At 53.3% G+C, this 18899-nt stretch carries 17 protein-coding genes; 11 read left to right on the forward strand and 6 right to left on the reverse strand.

What is annotated here, in order from left to right; genetic code table 11:
- The first annotated feature begins 6 nt into the window (after positions 1-6).
- The 6 genes from OGV65_RS02425 to OGV65_RS02450 all read left to right on the forward strand — a co-directional run bounded on the left by OGV65_RS02425 (position 7) and on the right by OGV65_RS02450 (position 5962).
- The gene (locus OGV65_RS02425) at positions 7-516 is read left to right on the forward strand and encodes an MltR family transcriptional regulator (protein WP_016154381.1); all 510 of its coding nucleotides are present in this window, start codon (positions 7-9) and stop codon (positions 514-516) included.
- Positions 513-1223 carry a nucleoside/nucleotide kinase family protein gene (locus tag OGV65_RS02430; protein WP_235117295.1) on the forward strand — a complete coding sequence of 237 codons (711 nt, stop codon included), beginning with the start codon at positions 513-515 and terminating at the stop codon, positions 1221-1223. The genes OGV65_RS02425 and OGV65_RS02430 overlap by 4 nt, the downstream gene beginning before the upstream one ends.
- 287 nt (positions 1224-1510) lie before the next feature.
- On the forward strand, positions 1511-2539 hold the full coding sequence (gene epd / locus OGV65_RS02435) for an erythrose-4-phosphate dehydrogenase (RefSeq protein WP_016154379.1): 1029 nt from the start codon (positions 1511-1513) through the stop codon (positions 2537-2539).
- Positions 2540-2578: 39 nt separating this feature from the next.
- Positions 2579-3742: a phosphoglycerate kinase gene (gene pgk, locus OGV65_RS02440; protein WP_003027032.1), complete on the forward strand. Its 1164-nt coding sequence runs from the start codon at positions 2579-2581 to the stop codon at positions 3740-3742.
- 88 nt (positions 3743-3830) lie between these two features.
- Positions 3831-4910 (forward strand): class II fructose-bisphosphate aldolase, encoded by a 1080-nt coding sequence (fbaA, locus tag OGV65_RS02445; RefSeq protein WP_003027029.1) that lies wholly within the window; start codon positions 3831-3833, stop codon positions 4908-4910.
- 191 nt (positions 4911-5101) lie between these two features.
- Complete coding sequence (locus OGV65_RS02450; protein WP_019077645.1) at positions 5102-5962, forward strand: small-conductance mechanosensitive channel MscS; 861 nt, start codon at positions 5102-5104, stop codon at positions 5960-5962.
- 41 nt (positions 5963-6003) lie between these two features.
- Here OGV65_RS02450 and dctP read toward each other — a convergent pair whose 3' ends face one another.
- Positions 6004-7050, reverse strand: coding sequence for a TRAP transporter substrate-binding protein DctP (dctP, locus tag OGV65_RS02455; RefSeq protein ID WP_049282163.1), 1047 nt, complete (start codon positions 7048-7050; stop codon positions 6004-6006).
- Between the two features lie 200 nt (positions 7051-7250).
- Between dctP and argO the strand changes: the two genes are divergently transcribed.
- The 3 genes from argO (at position 7251) to srsR (ending at position 9785) form a co-directional block, all read left to right on the forward strand.
- Positions 7251-7886, forward strand: coding sequence for an arginine exporter ArgO (argO, locus tag OGV65_RS02460; RefSeq protein WP_003027005.1), 636 nt, complete (start codon positions 7251-7253; stop codon positions 7884-7886).
- Between the two features lie 93 nt (positions 7887-7979).
- Positions 7980-8702 carry an oxidative stress defense protein gene (locus tag OGV65_RS02465; protein ID WP_029139653.1) on the forward strand — a complete coding sequence of 241 codons (723 nt, stop codon included), beginning with the start codon at positions 7980-7982 and terminating at the stop codon, positions 8700-8702.
- A gap of 186 nt (positions 8703-8888) precedes the next feature.
- A complete protein-coding gene (srsR, locus tag OGV65_RS02470) occupies positions 8889-9785 on the forward strand; it encodes a LysR family transcriptional regulator SrsR (RefSeq protein ID WP_016154369.1) in 897 nt (298 codons plus the stop codon).
- On the opposite strand, the gene scpC is transcribed toward srsR, so the two are convergent.
- From scpC to argP, 5 genes are all read right to left on the reverse strand, one after another.
- A complete protein-coding gene (gene scpC / locus OGV65_RS02475; protein ID WP_286454559.1) occupies positions 9782-11248 on the reverse strand; it encodes a succinyl-CoA:acetate CoA-transferase ScpC in 1467 nt (488 codons plus the stop codon). The genes srsR and scpC overlap by 4 nt on opposite strands.
- Positions 11249-11272: 24 nt before the next feature.
- Positions 11273-12058, reverse strand: coding sequence for a methylmalonyl-CoA decarboxylase (gene scpB / locus OGV65_RS02480; protein ID WP_016154367.1), 786 nt, complete (start codon positions 12056-12058; stop codon positions 11273-11275).
- A 10-nt stretch (positions 12059-12068) separates the two neighbouring features.
- A complete protein-coding gene (gene meaB / locus OGV65_RS02485; protein ID WP_200079807.1) occupies positions 12069-13064 on the reverse strand; it encodes a methylmalonyl Co-A mutase-associated GTPase MeaB in 996 nt (331 codons plus the stop codon).
- Positions 13057-15201: a methylmalonyl-CoA mutase gene (scpA, locus tag OGV65_RS02490; protein WP_153690041.1), complete on the reverse strand. Its 2145-nt coding sequence runs from the start codon at positions 15199-15201 to the stop codon at positions 13057-13059. The genes meaB and scpA overlap by 8 nt, the downstream gene beginning before the upstream one ends.
- A 226-nt stretch (positions 15202-15427) precedes the next feature.
- On the reverse strand, positions 15428-16321 hold the full coding sequence (argP, locus tag OGV65_RS02495) for a DNA-binding transcriptional regulator ArgP (protein WP_003825477.1): 894 nt from the start codon (positions 16319-16321) through the stop codon (positions 15428-15430).
- 170 nt (positions 16322-16491) lie between these two features.
- Here argP and rpiA point away from each other — a divergent pair, with 170 nt between their 5' ends.
- A complete protein-coding gene (gene rpiA, locus OGV65_RS02500) occupies positions 16492-17151 on the forward strand; it encodes a ribose-5-phosphate isomerase RpiA (protein WP_016154364.1) in 660 nt (219 codons plus the stop codon).
- Positions 17152-17422: 271 nt separating this feature from the next.
- Positions 17423-18655 (forward strand): phosphoglycerate dehydrogenase, encoded by a 1233-nt coding sequence (serA, locus tag OGV65_RS02505; protein WP_016154363.1) that lies wholly within the window; start codon positions 17423-17425, stop codon positions 18653-18655.
- Positions 18656-18899: the final 244 nt, after the last annotated feature.

The raw sequence follows: 18899 nt of genomic DNA on the forward strand, positions 1-18899 counted from the left end.
AAACGAATGACGACGCTGACAGAAGACGATGTGCTTGAGCAACTGGATGCTCAAAATAATTTACTCTCGTTTATGACGACGGCACATAACATTTTGCTCCAGGGCATTAAGCGCTTTCTACCGTCGCTGTTCGTTAATAACGATGAAGAGATCGTGGAATATGCAGTGAAGCCGTTACTCGCCCAGAGTGGACCGCTTGACGATATCGACGTTGCGTTACGTCTGATTTATGCGTTGGGAAAAATGGATAAATGGCTTTATGCCGACATCACCCATTTCTCTCAATTTTATCAGTACCTGAACGAGCAGGATAATATCCCCGGTTTTGCCGATGACATTACCTGGGATTTTGTCAGCAACGTGAACAGTATCACCCGCAACGCAACGCTCTACGGTGCGCTGGAGTCGATGAAATTTGCCGACTTTGCTGCGTGGTCCGAAGTGCGCTTTAGCGCAATGGTCAAGACGGCAATGACGCTGGCAGTGACGGCGATTTTAAAGGAATTAACGCCGTGAAAATCAAACTAACGGTGAATGGGCTACAGGTTGAAGCACATTACCGTGATGATGAGATAGAGAACGTCCACAAACCGTTATTACAACATCTGGCAAAAATACATGCCACTCACCCGCAGCGACGAACGATCGTTTTTCTCAGCGCACCGCCTGGTACGGGTAAATCGACGCTGACCACCTTCTGGGAATATCTCTCCCGTCAGGATCCTGGCCTGCCGGAGATCCAGACGCTGCCGATGGATGGCTTCCATCACTACAACACCTGGCTGGATGCTCATAACCTGCGAGCATACAAAGGTGCGCCGGAAACCTTTGATGTGGATAAACTTGCACAGAATCTACGTCTGATAAGGGAAGGGGAGGGCACCTGGCCACAGTATGACCGGCAAAAACACGATCCGGTAGAAGCGGCCATAACAGTGACCGCGCCGATTGTGATTGTGGAAGGAAACTGGTTATTACGCGATGATGAAAGGTGGCGGGCGTTAGCTGAGTTTTGTGATTACTCGCTGTTTATTCGTGCTCCTGCCAACGCGCTCCGTACACGACTGGTAGGCCGTAAACTGGCGGGCGGACTATCACAAGCTGACGCTGAGGCGTTTTATGAGCGTACCGACGGACCAAATGTTCGTCGGGTACTGGAAGCGAGTCTGCCTGGTGACCTGACGCTGGAGATGCTGGAATCTGGTGAATATCGGATTGCGTGAAGGCCAATTATTCCTGTTAAGCCGTAATGATTATTACGGCTTACTGGAATAATTTCCCCCGGTCTCAGCGGGAAAAATGTGATGTACGTCAGATAACTGTTTTCTTTGGCTGGACAATCATTCCTTTTATTCCGCGTTTCGCTTATTCTAGCTGAAGCGTTTCAGTCGATTAAATGTTCGACAATTAACCAATTAGTCGCAGTTTGCGACAGGTAAGGTTTCCCTGAGCGATTTGCTGCATTACTCTGTCTGCCACATCGTTTCTGAGAAATCCTTGCAGGAGACCTATGACCGTACGCGTAGCGATTAATGGTTTCGGTCGCATCGGACGCAACGTGGTTCGTGCTTTGTATGAATCCGGGCGTCGGGCGGAAATCACCGTGGTGGCAATCAACGAACTGGCGGATGCTGCAGGCATGGCGCATTTGTTGAAATATGACACCAGCCATGGACGTTTTGCCTGGGATGTTCGTCAGGAACGTGACCAGCTCATCGTTGGCGATGACGCGATCCGCATTCTGCATGAGCGAACGCTCGATGCGCTTCCCTGGCGCGAACTGAGTGTCGATGTTGTGCTGGACTGTACGGGGGTTTTCGGCAACCGCGAACACGGCGAGGCGCATATTGCCGCTGGTGCAAAAAAAGTGCTCTTTTCACATCCTGGTAGTCACGACATCGACGCAACCGTTGTGTATGGCGTTAATCAGGATCAGCTGCGCGCTGAACACCGGATCGTTTCCAACGCCTCCTGCACCACGAATTGCATAATACCCGTCATTAAATTGCTGGATGATGCTTACGGCATTGAGTCTGGTACCGTCACCACGATCCACTCCGCGATGCACGATCAGCAGGTTATTGATGCCTATCATCCTGACCTGCGTCGCACGCGAGCGGCCAGCCAGTCTATTATTCCGGTTGATACCAAACTGGCGGCGGGCATCACGCGAATTTTCCCGCAGTTTAACGATCGTTTTGAAGCGATTGCGGTGCGTGTACCGACCATAAATGTGACGGCGATCGACTTAAGCGTGACGGTGAAAAAACCAGTAAAAGCCAGTGAAGTCAACCAGTTGCTGCAAAAAGCAGCACAAGGTGCATTTCATGGTATAGTTGACTATACGGAATTACCGTTGGTCTCTGTAGATTTTAACCACGACCCGCACAGCGCCATCGTTGATGGTACGCAAACGCGCGTGAGTGGCGCTCACCTGATCAAAACGCTGGTCTGGTGTGATAATGAATGGGGCTTTGCTAACCGTATGCTCGACACAACGTTAGCGATGGCTGCTATTGGTTTCAGGCTCGACGCTTGAGCGTCGACAAAACTTTATGAATCAACGAGAGGATTCACCATGTCTGTAATTAAGATGACCGATCTGGATCTGGCTGGTAAACGCGTTTTTATCCGTGCGGACCTGAACGTACCAGTTAAAGAAGGGAAAGTAACCAGCGATGCGCGTATCCGTGCTTCCCTGCCGACCATCGAACTGGCCCTGAAACAGGGTGCTAAAGTGATGGTAACTTCCCACCTGGGTCGTCCTACCGAAGGCGAGTACAACGAAGAATTCTCTCTGCTGCCGGTTGTTAACTACCTGAAAGACAAACTGTCTGCTCCGGTTCGCCTGGTAAAAGATTACCTGGACGGCGTTGAAGTCGCTGCCGGTGAACTGGTTGTTCTGGAAAACGTTCGCTTCAACAAAGGCGAGAAGAAAGACGACGAAGCACTGTCCAAAAAATACGCTGCGCTGTGTGACGTATTCGTAATGGACGCTTTCGGTACCGCTCACCGTGCGCAGGCTTCTACCCACGGTATCGGTAAATTCGCCGACGTAGCTTGCGCTGGTCCGCTGCTGGCTGCTGAGCTGGATGCGCTGGGTAAAGCGCTGAAAGAACCTGCTCGTCCGATGGTGGCTATCGTTGGTGGTTCTAAAGTTTCTACCAAACTGACCGTTCTGGACTCTCTGTCAAAAATCGCTGACCAGCTGATCGTTGGTGGTGGTATCGCGAACACCTTCGTTGCTGCTCAAGGCCACAACGTCGGCAAATCCCTGTACGAAGCTGACCTGGTTGATGAAGCTAAGCGTCTGCTGACGACTTGCGATATCCCGGTCCCGACTGACGTTCGCGTAGCGACTGAATTCTCTGAAACTGCACCGGCTACGCTTAAATCCGTTAGCGATGTAAAAGAAGACGAGCAGATCCTGGATATCGGCGACGCTTCTGCACAGCAGCTGGCTGACATCCTGAAGAATGCGAAAACCATTCTGTGGAACGGCCCGGTTGGCGTGTTCGAATTCCCGAACTTCCGCAAAGGTACTGAAATCGTTGCTAATGCTATCGCAGACAGCGAAGCATTCTCTATCGCAGGCGGCGGTGACACCCTGGCAGCAATCGACCTGTTCGGCATTGCTGACAAAATCTCCTACATCTCTACTGGCGGCGGCGCATTCCTCGAATTCGTGGAAGGCAAAGTACTGCCAGCAGTAGCCATGCTCGAAGAGCGTGCTAAAAAGTAAGACATTGATGGGCAGGGAAACCTGCCCAATTATTAGCGCGCTGTCGAGCGCGCCCCCTTTCCAAGGCCGAAGATACAGGACTCGCAACATGTCTAAAATTTTTGATTTCGTAAAACCAGGCGTAATCACTGGTGATGACGTACAGAAAGTTTTCCAGGTAGCTAAAGAAAACAACTTTGCTCTGCCAGCTGTTAACTGCGTTGGTACCGACTCCATCAACGCCGTTCTGGAAACCGCTGCAAAAGTTAAAGCGCCGGTAATCGTCCAGTTCTCCAACGGTGGTGCTTCTTTCATCGCGGGTAAAGGCGTGAAGTCTGACGTTCCTCAGGGCGCTGCAATCCTGGGTGCTATCTCTGGCGCGCATCACGTTCACCAGATGGCTGAACACTATGGTGTTCCGGTTATCCTGCACACTGACCACTGCGCGAAGAAACTGCTGCCGTGGATCGACGGTCTGCTGGACGCGGGTGAAAAACACTTCGCAGCAACTGGCAAACCGCTGTTCTCTTCTCACATGATCGACCTGTCTGAAGAGTCTCTGGAAGAGAACATCGAAATCTGCTCCAAATACCTGGCGCGCATGTCCAAAATGGGCATGACTCTGGAAATCGAACTGGGTTGCACCGGTGGTGAAGAAGACGGCGTGGACAACAGCCACATGGACGCTTCTGCACTGTACACCCAACCGGAAGACGTTGACTACGCATACACCGAGCTGAGCAAAATCAGCCCGCGTTTCACCATCGCAGCGTCCTTCGGTAACGTACACGGCGTTTACAAGCCGGGTAACGTAGTTCTGACCCCGACCATCCTGCGCGACTCTCAGGACTATGTTTCTAAGAAACATAACCTGCCGCATAACAGCCTGAACTTCGTCTTCCACGGTGGTTCAGGTTCTACTGCTCAGGAAATCAAAGACTCCGTAAGCTACGGCGTAGTGAAAATGAACATCGACACCGATACCCAATGGGCTACCTGGGAAGGCGTTCTGAACTACTACAAAGCAAACGAAGCTTACCTGCAGGGTCAGTTGGGCAACCCGAAAGGCGAAGATCAGCCGAACAAGAAATACTACGATCCGCGCGTATGGCTGCGTGCTGGTCAGGCAACCATGATCACCCGTCTGGAACAGGCTTTCAAAGAACTGAACGCGGTTGACGTTCTGTAATTTACGCCGTCCAACGTGACATGAGGCCCGCAAATGCGGGCCTTTTTTATTGCCATTTCAATGTGCTGCTGACAGAGAATTCTGTGATCTGTTTGGCAAAATCTGAGTTTATTGTTTACCCTTGTCAGGTTGCCAGTCCCGTTAGGGCGGCTTTATTTCTCCCGTTTGGGTAAGCAAAAAAGGAATATTGAATGGAAGATTTGAATGTTGTCGACAGCATAAACGGTGCGGGCACCTGGCTGGTCCGCAATCAGGAGCTACTGTTGAGCTATGCCGTCAACATCGTTGCGGCTCTCGCGATTGTCATTATCGGTATGATCGTGGCGCGTATCGTATCAAACACCGTTAACCGCCTGATGCTGGCGCGTAAAATTGATGCCACCGTTGCCGACTTTCTTTCTGCACTGGTGCGCTACGGTATTATCGCTTTCACGCTGATTGCCGCGCTGGGTCGCGTTGGGGTGCAAACTGCCTCCGTGATCGCCGTTCTCGGTGCCGCAGGTTTAGCTGTCGGTCTGGCGCTGCAAGGGTCGCTGTCCAACCTCGCCGCAGGCGTGCTGCTGGTGATGTTCCGTCCGTTCCGCGCGGGTGAATATGTAGACCTTGGCGGCGTTGCGGGAACCGTGCTTAACGTGCAGATTTTCTCCACAACTATGCGTACCGTAGACGGTAAGATTGTGGTGATCCCAAACGGTAAAATCATTGCCGGGAACATCATTAACTTCTCTCGCGAGCCGGTCCGTCGTAACGAATTTATTATCGGCGTGGCCTACGACTCCGATATCGATCAGGTGAAAAAAATCCTCACTGATATCATCCAGTCTGAAGATCGCATCCTAAAAGACCGTGAAATGACGGTACGCCTGAATGAGCTGGGCGCTTCCTCGATTAATTTCGTCGTACGCGTCTGGAGCAACAGCAGCGATCTGCAAAGCGTCTACTGGGATGTACTGGAGCGCATTAAGCGCGAGTTTGACGCCAACGGTATCAGCTTCCCGTACCCGCAGATGGATGTGAACTTTAAACGCGTGAAAGAGAACGCGACCGAGTAACTTCAGCTAAAAACGCCCGCCAGAGAGAGGCGGGCGTTAATTTATCTCGTCTTGTTAAGAATTGCGCTGACACCCTGCATCAGCTCGCCAACATCGTTTATTCCTTTACTTTCCTGTTGGGCAATCCATTCGGCCTGAACGTGCTGATAACCGGTAGCGGCTTGCCACGCATTCAGCTCGCTGTTGGTCAGGTAGTGAACGCGTGCGCCCTCTTTTGCCATCTTTTTCGCCATTGCGGTCAGGCTTGCGTCCTGCACTGCGCCAATACGCTTTTGCGTCATGGCGGCGGCCCGATTGATGGCTGCGCGATCTTTCACGTCCAGGCTATCCCAGACGTCTTTATTCATCACCAGAAGATAAACGTGTCCGAGCCAGAGCGAAGGGGAGAGCTGAATATAGGGGGCCGCCCGCTGGGCATGGATATCATCTCCGCTGTCGAGGTTAACCATCAGGCCGTCAAGCTGTCCGGTCTGAAGCGCATCGGTAATTTTTTCATTCCATGGCATGCTGACCGGCACGCCGCCCGCGTTGCGTAAAAATGATTGATGCCAAAAGCTGGCGGTCCGCCATTGGCTTGCATTCAGCTGTGCCAAATCGACGTTCGGCCTGGTAGTAAAAAATCCAACCGGATAGCCGAGGAAAAACTGAAGATTCACCAGATTGTTGTTTTCCAGCTCGCGACCAAACTGGCGATACTCGCGGAAAATCCGCTGAAAGGCGTTAACCTGCGCTTCACCACGACCCGGTCCGAGGGGGAAGCTCTTAAAAATCTGGTGTCGCGGCAGTTGTTCGGGCGTGTACTCAGGGACCACGATCCCCATATCCGCCACGCTGCCCTGGCCGATCGTTTTTAAGGCGTCATAGCTGGTGGACAGCTCGCCGTTCCAGTGAGCGTCGATTTTCAAACGTCCAAGCGACTCTTGTTCGATTGCGCGAAAAAAAGTCTCTTTTATGAGCCGGGTACGCATGTTGCCATACGGCTCGTGATCGGTATAGCGCAGCGTTCTGTCTGCGCTGGCGACAGTGGGCCACAAACTGGTAACTACCAGCGAGGCACAGAAGAGAAAAATGTTCGCGTTATGCTTCATACCCATTCCTTTGGTATAGACAGACTTATCTTTCAGCATACCTCGGGTAACGCACAATCGCTATTGTCAGAGACTGAATATGGAGGGGAGTGTGCGCGGTATTATTAATAATGCTAATTACTGATTAATATTATCCATTTCCTCTAATGAATCCCGCGCAGTATAGTCTGCCCACAAGACAATTATGTGAGATGCTTTACATGTTATCCTACTATTTTCAAGGGCTTGCGCTTGGTGCAGCCATGATACTTCCGCTTGGTCCACAAAATGCCTTCGTGATGAATCAGGGGATCCGTCGTCAGTATCACATCATGATTGCTTTACTCTGCGCTATCAGTGATTTAGTGCTGATTTGCGCGGGGATCTTCGGCGGTAGCGCCTTGCTGATGCAGTCGCCATGGCTGATGGCGCTGGTCACCTGGGGCGGGGTCGCATTTTTACTCTGGTACGGATTCGGTGCGCTAAAAACGGCGATGAGCAGTAATCTGGAACTGGCCAGCGCCGAAGTGATGAAGCAGGGGCGCTGGAAAATCATCGCTACTATGCTGGCGGTGACATGGCTCAACCCACATGTTTACCTGGATACCTTTGTGGTGCTCGGGAGTCTGGGGGGGCAACTGGACGTTGAGCCTAAACGCTGGTTTGCACTGGGAACCGTCAGCGCTTCGTTCCTGTGGTTCTTCGGTCTGGCATTGCTGGCGGCCTGGCTGGCACCGCGTCTGCGAACTGCGAAAGCACAGCGCATCATCAATACGCTGGTAGGATTAGTGATGTGGTTTATCGCTTTTCAACTGGCAAAAGAAGGTGTTGCGCACGTTCATGCGCTGTTCAACTAAGTGTTGTCTGATGGACAACGCAGCGAGATCGGCTAAGCTTGCCTGCATGTGCCCTGAGTTTTGGGGTAATTAATGAAACATGGAGGAGCGACCGTGAAGTTCAAAATAATGGCCCTGGCGGCATTAGTCGGATTCAGCGCACTATCGGTACAGGCAAATGAGTTGCCAAATGGACCGCACATCGTGACTTCCGGAACGGCAAGCGTAGATGCAACACCAGACATCGCCACCCTGGCGATTGAAGTGAACGTTGCTGCAAAGGATGCGGCTTCCGCGAAGAAGCAGGCCGATGAGCGCGTGGCGCAATATCTGTCTTTCCTTGAACAGAACCAGATAGCGAAGAAAGACATTAGCGCTGCAAACTTGCGTACGCAGCCGGACTACGACTACCAGAACGGCAAAAGCATCCTCAAAGGTTATCGTGCAGTGCGCACCGTTGAAGTCACGCTGCGTCAGTTGGACAAACTCAACGCTCTGCTTGATGGCGCGCTGAAGGCCGGTCTGAATGAGATTCGTTCGGTATCGCTGGGCGTTGCCCAGCCGGATGCTTACAAAGACAAAGCGCGTAAAGCGGCGATTGATGATGCTGTTCATCAGGCTGAACAGCTGGCCGCGGGCTTTAATAGCAAACTGGGTCCCGTTTACAGTGTGCGTTACCACGTTTCCAATTATCAACCGAGCCCGATGGTACGGATGATGAAAGCAGATGCAGCGCCTGCAACCTCTGCTCAGGAAACCTACGAACAGCCGGTTATTCAGTTTGACGATCAGGTTGATGTCGTCTTCCAGATTGAGCCTACAGTAACCAATAAGTAGTCTTGATATAGGCGTAAGTCGCCATCCGGCAAGTTTTTAGCCTGATGGCGATGCTTACGCGTCTCATCAGGCCGACAAAACATTCCAGCCGGTTTTTCTGTGAGCAACTGTAAAAATGAGACCTCACATTCAGTCTTTTTTTTCGTGGTAATGAGGATAGGCCATAGCGATTTTTAAGGGGACGCTATGGATATTTTTATCTCGAAAAAGATGCGTAATTTCATTCTGCTGGCGCAAACCAATAACATCGCCAGAGCGGCAGAAAAAATACATATGACCGCATCGCCTTTCGGTAAAAGCATTGCTGCACTGGAAGATCAAATCGGCTATACGCTGTTTACCCGTAAAGATAACAACATCAGCCTGAATAAAGCCGGACAGGAGCTGTATCAGAAGCTGTTTCCCGTCTATCAGCGCCTCTCTGCCATTGATAACGAAATTCATAACGCCTCTTGTCGCTCGCGGGAAATCGTCATCGGTATCGATAATACTTATCCAACGATTATTTTTGACCAGTTGATTAGCCTTGGCGATAAATATGACGGCGTGACGGCCCAGGCCGTTGAATTCAGTGAGAATGGGGTGATTGATAATCTGTTCGACCGCAAACTGGATTTCATTATCTCGCCACAGCACGTTTCTCCTCGCGTACAAGAGTTGGAAAATCTGGCGATCAGCGAACTGTCTCCGCTGCGTCTGGGGTTTCTCGTTTCCCGGCGCTACGAAGAGAAACAGCCGCAGGATCTGCTGCGCGAGCTACCCTGGCTGCAAATGCGTTTCCAGAATCGCGCCAACTTTGAGGCAATGCTGGATGCTTACATGCGACCCTGCGGGATCAATCCGACGATTATCTACCGTCCGTACAGCTTTATGGCCAAGATTAGCGCGGTGGAGCGCGGGCAGTTTTTGACGGTGATTCCTCATTTTGCCTGGCGGCTGGTGAATCCGTCGACGCTAAAGTATTTCGACGCGCCCGGCAGCCCCATGTATATGCAGGAGTTTCTCTATTCTCTGAAAAATCATCGCTATACCGGCACCATGCTCCAGCATATTGCTGAAGATCGTGACGGTACGGCAAGTTAACCGAGCATCGATCCTGTCTCGAGAAGGTTGCGATGCAGATCGAACGCATGGCTGAGATCGTGATGGATATGCCCGCCGGGCGCTTTTTCCAGATAGCGGTGCAGGTAGTCCCGATAAAGGGGATGCGCACAGTTATCGATAATCGTGTGCGCCCGCTGCATCGGAGATAACCCACGCAGATCGGCAATCCCTTGTTCGGTCACGATCACTTTAACGCTATGTTCGCTGTGGTCGACATGGCTGCACATCGGCACGATGGTTGAGATTTTCCCGCCTTTGGCAATCGACGGCGCCATAAAGATAGACAGGTAGGCGTTGCGCTCGAAATCCCCGCTGCCGCCGATCCCGTTCATCAGGTTCACGCCCGCAACGTGCGTGGAATTGGCATGGCCGTAGATATCAAACTCCAGCCCAACGTTGAGCGCAATGACCCCCAGCCGACGGATGATTTCCGGGTTATTGGAGATCTCCTGCGGGCGCAGCACAATTCGGCTGGCGAAGAAGTCCATATTGTCGTAAATCTTCTGTAGCGACGGGGCTGAGATGGTCAGGCTGGAGGCGCTGGCACCGGTGATCTTGCCCGTTTCCAGCAGATGCACCACCGATTCCTGTAACACCTCTGAATACATCATAAAGGGCGGGATATCCGGATTCTCTCCCAGTCTCGCCATTACCGCGTTATTGATATTGCCCACGCCGCTTTGTAAGGGCAGAAACTCTGCTGGAATGCGTTTGTGCGCCATTTCTGCCAGTAGGAAAGTGACGACGTTATCGGCAATTTGTTGGCTGACCGGATTGGTTTTATCCGACGCATTCCCGGCATCGGGCTGGTCGGTATCCACCACCGCGACCACTTTCCTGGGGTCTATCTGCACGCACTGACTGCCCACGCGATCCATGGTATGAAATATGGGCACGCTGTTACGCCGCGGCGGTGCGCCGGGTATTACGATGTCGGTAAACTCAGCCACGCGTGGATTATGGTAATGATTCAGCTCGATAATCACCTTTTTCGCCCGCAGCAGCCAGGTGGGCGCATTGCCAATACCGCTGGAAAGCCAAATCCGGCCATCCGGCGCAATGGCGGAAGCTTCAATGACGGCAACATCGATATCGCCAAAAAAGCCGTAATTAACCATCTGCGCGACTTCGCTCAAATGGAGATCGACAAACCTCACCTGGCCCTGGTTAATTTTCTCGCGCAGGCCAGATGAGGTTTGATAAGGCGCACGCCAGGAAACGGCATCCGCCGCGGATAGTGCATCATCAGCGGCGGCGCCAATTGACGCCCCGGTCAACAGGCGGATCTGAAAAGGCTGCCCGTCCTGATGCCGTTCGCAGGCGCGTTGGGCAATTGCGGTGGGTAACGCTTTTGGCGAACCCGCGGGGGTAAAGCCGCTGAACGCCACCATATCATCGTGCTGGATAATTTCTGCCGCCTGTTCGGCGCTCATCCGTTTCATGGCCGTCTCCTTCGTCGGGCGTGATTAATGGCCAACAAAATTAGGTTTACGTTTTTCCATAAACGCGTTCATCCCTTCCTGATAATCCTCGCTGTCGTACACCGCGCGGCGCATGCCCTGAATGCGCTCGAATTCGTCAGAGTTCATGGTGTGTGCTTCGCCCAACACGCGCAGTTCTTCTTTGATGACGGCGATTGCCAGCGGCGCTTTTTCCGAGATGTGATGCGCCATTTGCAGGGTGAAATCTTCCAGTTCCTCGGTTGGAACGACATGATTGAGGATCCCGACCGCCATGGCGCGTTGAGCGGTGATGGGCGAGGCGGTAAAAATCAGCTCCTTAACGATGTGAAAACCAGCGTCGCGGGTCAGGTTGTGGATGCCCACCAGGTTATAGGGCACGCCGAGGTTGACCGGGGTCATGGAGAAGGTAGACGTACTGGCTGCGATGATCAGATCGGAACTCATGATCATCTCAAACGCGCCGCCCCAGACGCTGCCTTCAACCATGGAGATCACCGGCTTCGGATATTTTTGGATCATACGAGTTATCTGACGCAGCGGATCGTCATAAGAGAGCGGATCGCGACGTCCGGTGGGGAGTTCATGAATATCATGCCCGGCAGAGAACACTTTGGCCCCGCTCGGGGCGCGCAGAATGATGCAGCGAATGTCCGGACGATTGAGGTCGTTCAGCGCCTGCATCAGATCGTCAATAAACACTTTGCTCAGGGCATTGAGCTTGCGGGCGTAATTGAACTCAATGACCGCGACTTTCTGGATGATGACCACGTTGACGTATTGATAAGACATAATGTTCTCTTTATTGAAAGTAATGATGCTGGATAAATTCGCTGATGTGCCGCAGGCCGGTGCGCGGCGAAAGATCATTGTTTTTGACGGCCAGCAGCGTCTGCTGGAAATACCGGTCGAAATCAGCCCGGGCAAACAGCAGATGCAGGGCTTCTTCTTCAGCCTGCTTGTGTAGCCATTCCACCGCCTGCTGCTGGCGGACTTTTTCCAGTCGACCGCTGGCGGTAAGGCACGTTTTAAAGTCGGTTATCGCCTGCCAAACCTCCTCAATGCCGCGTTTTTCCAGGGCGCTACAGGTCAGAACCTGCGGCTGCCACTCGTCATATTTGCGGCGCAGAATATGCAGGGCGGATTCGTACATATGGCGGGCGATGGCAACGCTGGTACGGTTATCACCGTCGTCCTTGTTGATGACGACCAGATCCGCCATCTCCATCAGGCCTTTTTTGATGCCCTGCAAATCGTCGCCACCGCCGGCGATTTGCAGTGAGAGAAAGCAATCCACCATGCCTGCGACTTCGGTTTCTGACTGCCCAACGCCGACGGTTTCCACAATCACCACGTTGAAGCCCGCCGCCTCGCACAGCAGCATTAATTCGCGGGCGCGCTGGCTGGCGCCGCCTAAATGACCGCTGGAAGGAACCGGACGTATAAACGCAGATTCTGCGCGAGCCAGTTCCGTCATGCGGGTTTTATCACCCAGAATGCTGCCGCCGCTGACCGGGCTGCTGGGATCGACGGCGATCACCGCTACCCGTAACCCGCGGCGAATCAACAGCATGCCGAATGCTTCCAGAAAGGTGCTTTTACCCGCGCCCGGCGTGCCGGTGATCCCCAGACGCAGGGCGTTACCGGTGAACGGCATAATCGCGTCCAGCAATTGCGTACTCAGCGGCTGGTGGCGCGGGTGATTGCTTTCGACCAGCGTCATCGCCTGGGCGAGCGTAGCCCGTTCACCGAGTCGCAAGCGGCGGACGGTATCCTCAAGCGTGGTGGCGTTAATCATGATGTTTACTGATACGGGTTAACACATCGCGGACGCTGTCGAGCATCGGCGTGCCTGGGCCATAAATGGCTGCCACGCCATGCTCGTGCAGGAAAGCGTAATCCTGTGGCGGAATAACCCCGCCGGCGACGACGCAAATGTCTTCGCGTCCCCAGCCTTTGAGCGCGGTGACCAGCTCAGGGATCAATGTCTTATGACCCGCCGCCAGCGATGATGCGCCAACGACATGCACATCGTTTTCTACCGCCAGACGGGCAATTTCCTCCGGTGTGGAGAACATCGGGCTGAGATCGACATCGAAGCCGAGATCGGAGTAGGCGCTGGCGATCACTTTTGCGCCGCGATCGTGGCCGTCCTGACCCATCTTGGCGATCAGAATACGCGGGCGGCGGCCATTTTCTGCGAGGAACTGTTCAGTTTGCGCAACAATGGCATCGAACTCATCGGCGGATTTGTCGGACTGGTGATAGCTTTGCGCAATCACCCCAGTAACACACTGGCTGGGAACCAGATAACGGTCAAAGGCGGCCTCGAGCGCATCGGAGATTTCGCCGAGCGTGGCGCGAACGCGGGCGGCGTTGACGGCGGCGGCCAGCAGATTTTCATTCTGTTGCGCAGCGTGGGTCAGCGCGGATAGCGCGGCTTTAACCGCATCATTGTCGCGGGTGGCGCGGATATGCTGCAGTGAGGCAATCTGCTCGTTGCGCACCTTCACGTTGTCGATCTCCAGCACCGACGTGTCGTCTTCTTTATCCAGCTTGTATTTGTTCACCCCGACGATAACGCGCTTACCCTGGTCGATCAGCGACTGTTCGCGCGCGGACGCTTCTTCGATCATCCGTTTAGGAAGTCCGGCTTCAATCGCCTTCGCCATGCCGCCTGCCTCATCAATCTGCTTGATGATCGTGCGCGCCTGCTTCACGATTTGATCGGTGAGTGATTCGACGTAATACGATCCGGCCAGCGGATCGACGGTGCGGCAGATCTCTGATTCTTCCTGAATGATGATCTGCGTATTACGCGCAATACGGGCGGAGAAATCGGTGGGCAGGCCGAGCGCTTCATCAAAAGCGTTGGTATGCAGAGACTGGGTGCCGCCAAGCGTAGCGCCGAGCGCCTCAATGGTGGTTCGTACCACGTTGTTGTACGGGTCCTGCTCGGTCAGGCTCCAGCCTGAGGTCTGGCAGTGGGTACGCAGAGCGAGAGATTTCGGGTTGGTCGCGCCAAAACTGCTGACCGCTTCGCTCCACAGATACCGTGCAGCGCGCAGCATGGCGACGTTCATAAACAGATCCATGCCGATGCCGAAGAAGAATGACAGGCGCGGGGCGAAGTCATCAATTTTCAGTCCGGCGGAAAGCGCGGCCTTGATGTATTCAATACCGTCTGCCAGCGTAAACGCCACCTGCTGTACGCAGTTTGCCCCGGCTTCACCCATGTGATAGCCGCTGATGCTGATGGTGTTAAAGCGCGGCATGTTGCCTGAGCACCAGGCGATGATGTCGGCGATAATGCGCATGGAGGGTTTTGGCGGATAAATGTAGGTGTTGCGGCACAAGTATTCTTTCAGAATATCGTTCTGAATGGTCCCGGTGAGCTGTTCCGGCGTCACGCCTTGCTCCTGCGCCGCGACGATATAAAACGCCAGTACCGGCAGCACCGCGCCGTTCATGGTCATCGATACCGACATCTTATCCAGCGGGATCTGGTCGAACAGCACCTTCATATCTTCGACGGTATCGATCGCCACGCCGGCTTTGCCGACGTCGCCCGCTACGCGCGGGTTGTCTGAGTCATAGCCACGATGAGTGGCAAGGTCAAAGGCGACGGAAAGCCCTTTTTGCCCAGCGGCGAGGTTACGGCGGTAAAAGGCGTTGGACTCTTTGGCGGTAGAGAAACCGGCGTATTGGCGAATCGTCCACGGCTGCGCGGTATACATAGTGGCGCGCGGGCCACGCACGTAAGGCGGCAGACCGGGCAGGGTGCCCGTGACTTCCAGATTATCGAGGTCCGCTTCGGTGTACAGCGGCTTGATGACAATCCCTTCCGCCGTCTGTCTTTCCAGCGACTCAACGGTTTTTTCCCGTCGACTGAGTTCTTTATTGGCGAGTGTTTGCCACTCCTGCACGTTTGCCATTTTTTGCTCCGTATTACGCAATAAGTTGAATCTTTGCGAATACGGTGTGCTTTTTCATTTGGCTTGTCGCCAGCAAAAAATAGCCAACAGGACGTCGTTTTTTGCCGTGTGGCGTGTTTTATTTTGTGATGTATTTCAAAGACGTGGCGGGAATAGCATGAAAAGAGGGGAAAGGCTTGCAGGCCGGATAAGGCGTGACGCCGCTATCCGGCCTCTGTTCGAGGAATTAATCCTGACGCAGTACGTTGTGGCCATAGGCCAGCAGCGCGTCGGTGACGTTGCGCATCATGCGGCTTTCTGGTGCAAAGCGGTGCCAGTACAGCATCCGACGCTGGAACAGGCCTGGCGTTAAGTCGATAAGCTCACCGCTTTCCAGCTCTTTCTCAATCTGTAAGTGTGGGATCATGCAGCAGGTTGTTCCCTGACGGGCTAACTGGACGAAGGCTTCAGACGAGTTAACGATATGGCACGGTACGCTGCCCGGCGGCAGGTCGAAGTTTTGTTGCAGGAACGCCTGGTGCATATCATCAAGATGGTCAAACGCGACCGCCGGGGCTTTCAGCAGGGCGGAACGGGTGACGCCGTTTGGGAAATAACGCTCGGCGAAAGGTTTAGAGCCAACAAACAGGTAGTCCAGCGCGCCCAGTTTATCCACCAGACAGCTTGGCAGCGCCTGATGTTGAATACTCACCGCACCGACTACTTCACCACGACGCAGACGTTCCTGGGTTCGGGTTTCATCTTCAACCTGCAGGTTCAGTCGAATCGGTGAATTAGCCAGTACCGGGGCCAGCGCCGGAAGTAACCAGGTCGCCAGACTGTCGGCGTTCACCGCCAGCGAAAGCAGAAGCGGCGTCGAGCCGGTTTGTTCATCGCCCAGCCACTCGTCTTCCAGCAGTTCAACCTGGCGCAGAAGCGCCAGTAGTTTCTGTCCCTGTTCCGTTGGGCGCGGCGGTACGGTACGCACCAGCAGCGGTTGTCCGAACATATTCTCAAGCTGTTTTATGCGCTGTGAAACCGCGGATTGCGTGATGCATAGCTTTTGCGCCGCGCGCTCAAATCCTCGTTCACGAATAACCGCATCCAGTGCTTGTAGTGTTCTGTAGTCCGGACGTTTCATTGCTTTGACGCACTCCTGAAATTTTTGCTTGTTCTGCACTATGACACAATTTTTGATTGGGTAAAGACGAAATCCGCCGCTTGCGAGCGGGTGTGGGGACATTTTTCTGCACAATGTTCTATAATGCGCGTGAATTTTCCCACCATATTCACACCACAGGCGAAACGATCATGACGCAGGATGAACTGAAAAAAGCAGTAGGATGGGCGGCACTTCAGTATGTACAGCCCGGCACCATTGTGGGCGTAGGTACAGGTTCAACAGCCGCACACTTTATTGATGCGCTGGGCACAATGAAAGGTCAGATTGAAGGTGCGGTATCCAGTTCGGATGCATCGACTGAAAAACTCAAAAGCCTTGGCATCCACGTGTTCGATCTTAACGAAGTGGATAGCCTCGGCGTATACGTTGACGGCGCGGATGAAATCAACGGTCACATGCAGATGATCAAGGGCGGCGGCGCAGCGTTGACCCGTGAAAAAATCATTGCTTCCGTGGCGAAGAAATTTATCTGCATCGCGGATGCGTCTAAAGAAGTCGATATTCTCGGTAACTTCCCGCTGCCGGTCGAAGTGATCCCAATGGCGCGCAGCGCTGTGGCTCGCCAGTTGGTGAAACTGGGCGGTCGTCCTGAATATCGTCAGGGCGTCGTGACGGACAACGGCAACGTGATCCTCGATGTGCACGGTCTGGAGATCCTCGACGCCATCGCGCTGGAAAATGCCATCAATGCGATTCCAGGTGTGGTAACCGTCGGCCTGTTTGCCAACCGTGGCGCGGATGTCGCGCTGATCGGTACGCCTGACGGCGTGAAAACTATCGTAAAATGATCTGACGGGAGCGTCTTCTCCCGTTAAAAAAATTTTGGCAGGGCAAATTTGGTGACTTGTGTCACGTTTATAATATTGTCCTGCCGATCTCTCCAAAGAAAAAGTTATCGCCAGTATTTTCCTCTGACATTTCCCGTTGAATGACATTTCTTCAGCACGGCGACGCAAACGTTCATATTGCCGCAATATTATTTTTTGATATGTTGAAGAGACGGATGAAAATCCCACACACAACACATCAGTTTGAACAAAAAAAGACAGGGTCGGGGAAATGGCAAAGGTATCACTGGAGAAAGATAAGATTAAATTTCTGCTGGTTGAAGGCGTGCACCAAAAAGCACTCGAAAGCCTTCGTGCAGCAGGTTATACCAACATCGAGTTTCACAAAGGTGCTCTGGACACTGAACAACTGAAAGAGTCCATCCGTGATGCCCACTTCATTGGCCTGCGATCCCGTACCCATCTGACTGAAGATGTGATTGACGCCGCAGAGAAACTGGTCGCGATTGGCTGCTTCTGCATTGGCACCAACCAGGTTGATCTAAGTGCAGCGGCAAAGCGCGGGATCCCTGTGTTTAACGCACCATTCTCTAACACACGTTCCGTTGCTGAGCTGGTGATTGGCGAACTGCTGCTACTGCTACGTGGCGTACCCGAAGCGAACGCCAAAGCGCACCGCGGCGTTTGGAATAAGCTGGCTACCGGCTCTTTTGAAGCGCGTGGTAAAAAACTGGGGATCATCGGCTATGGCCACATTGGTACTCAGTTGGGCATTCTGGCGGAATCGCTCGGGATGCATGTCTTTTTCTATGATATTGAAAATAAACTCCCGCTTGGCAATGCCACGCAGGTACAGCATCTTTCCGACCTGCTCAATATGAGCGACGTGGTGAGTCTGCACGTGCCGGAAAATGCCTCCACCAAAAACCTGATGGGCGCGCGTGAGATTTCTCTGATGAAACCGGGGGCGCTGCTGATTAACGCCGCACGCGGTACGGTTGTTGATATTCCTGCGCTGTGCGACGCGTTAGCGACTAAACATCTGGCGGGGGCTGCAATCGACGTATTCCCAACCGAACCGGCAACTAACAGCGATCCTTTCACTTCGCCGCTGTGTGATTTCGATAATGTGATCCTGACGCCGCACATTGGTGGTTCAACGCTGGAAGCGCAGGAAAACATCGGTCTGGAAGTGGCTGGGAAACTGACCAAGTATTCCGACAACGGGTCTACGCTGTCTGCGGTAAACTTCCCGGAAGTTTCTCTGCCGCTGCACGGTGGTCGTCGTCTGATGCACATTCACGAAAACCGTCCGGGTGTACTGACGGCACTGAACCAGATTTTTGCCGAGCAGGGCGTCAACATTGCCGCGCAGTATCTGCAAACTTCCGCGCAGGTAGGTTATGTGGTTATCGATATTGAAGCGGATGAAGATGTGGCGGAGAAAGCGCTGCTGGCGATGAAAGCCCTTCCTGGAACCATTCGCGCTCGTCTGCTGTACTGATTTCCTCTACATGGGCAGGCGGTTGACCTGCCCATCTTTCCTCTGATTTCCCTGCCTCAAAATCTCTTTCTGTAACGCATACATTCTGTTTTCGAGCTTTGCCGCAGTTGGCAACTAAAGGCAGCGTTGCGTGTTGTACAGCAATAAAAGGAATTTACGATAGGGGCGCAGCATAGCGCTGAAACGGGAAAGCCCCTACCGAAGCAGGGGCTCTAAAAAGGAAAGGGACGATGATGAGATACGT

Source organism: Citrobacter sp. Cb004 (assembly GCF_030337065.1).
In the GTDB taxonomy this organism is placed as follows: Bacteria; Pseudomonadota; Gammaproteobacteria; order Enterobacterales; family Enterobacteriaceae; genus Citrobacter; species Citrobacter braakii.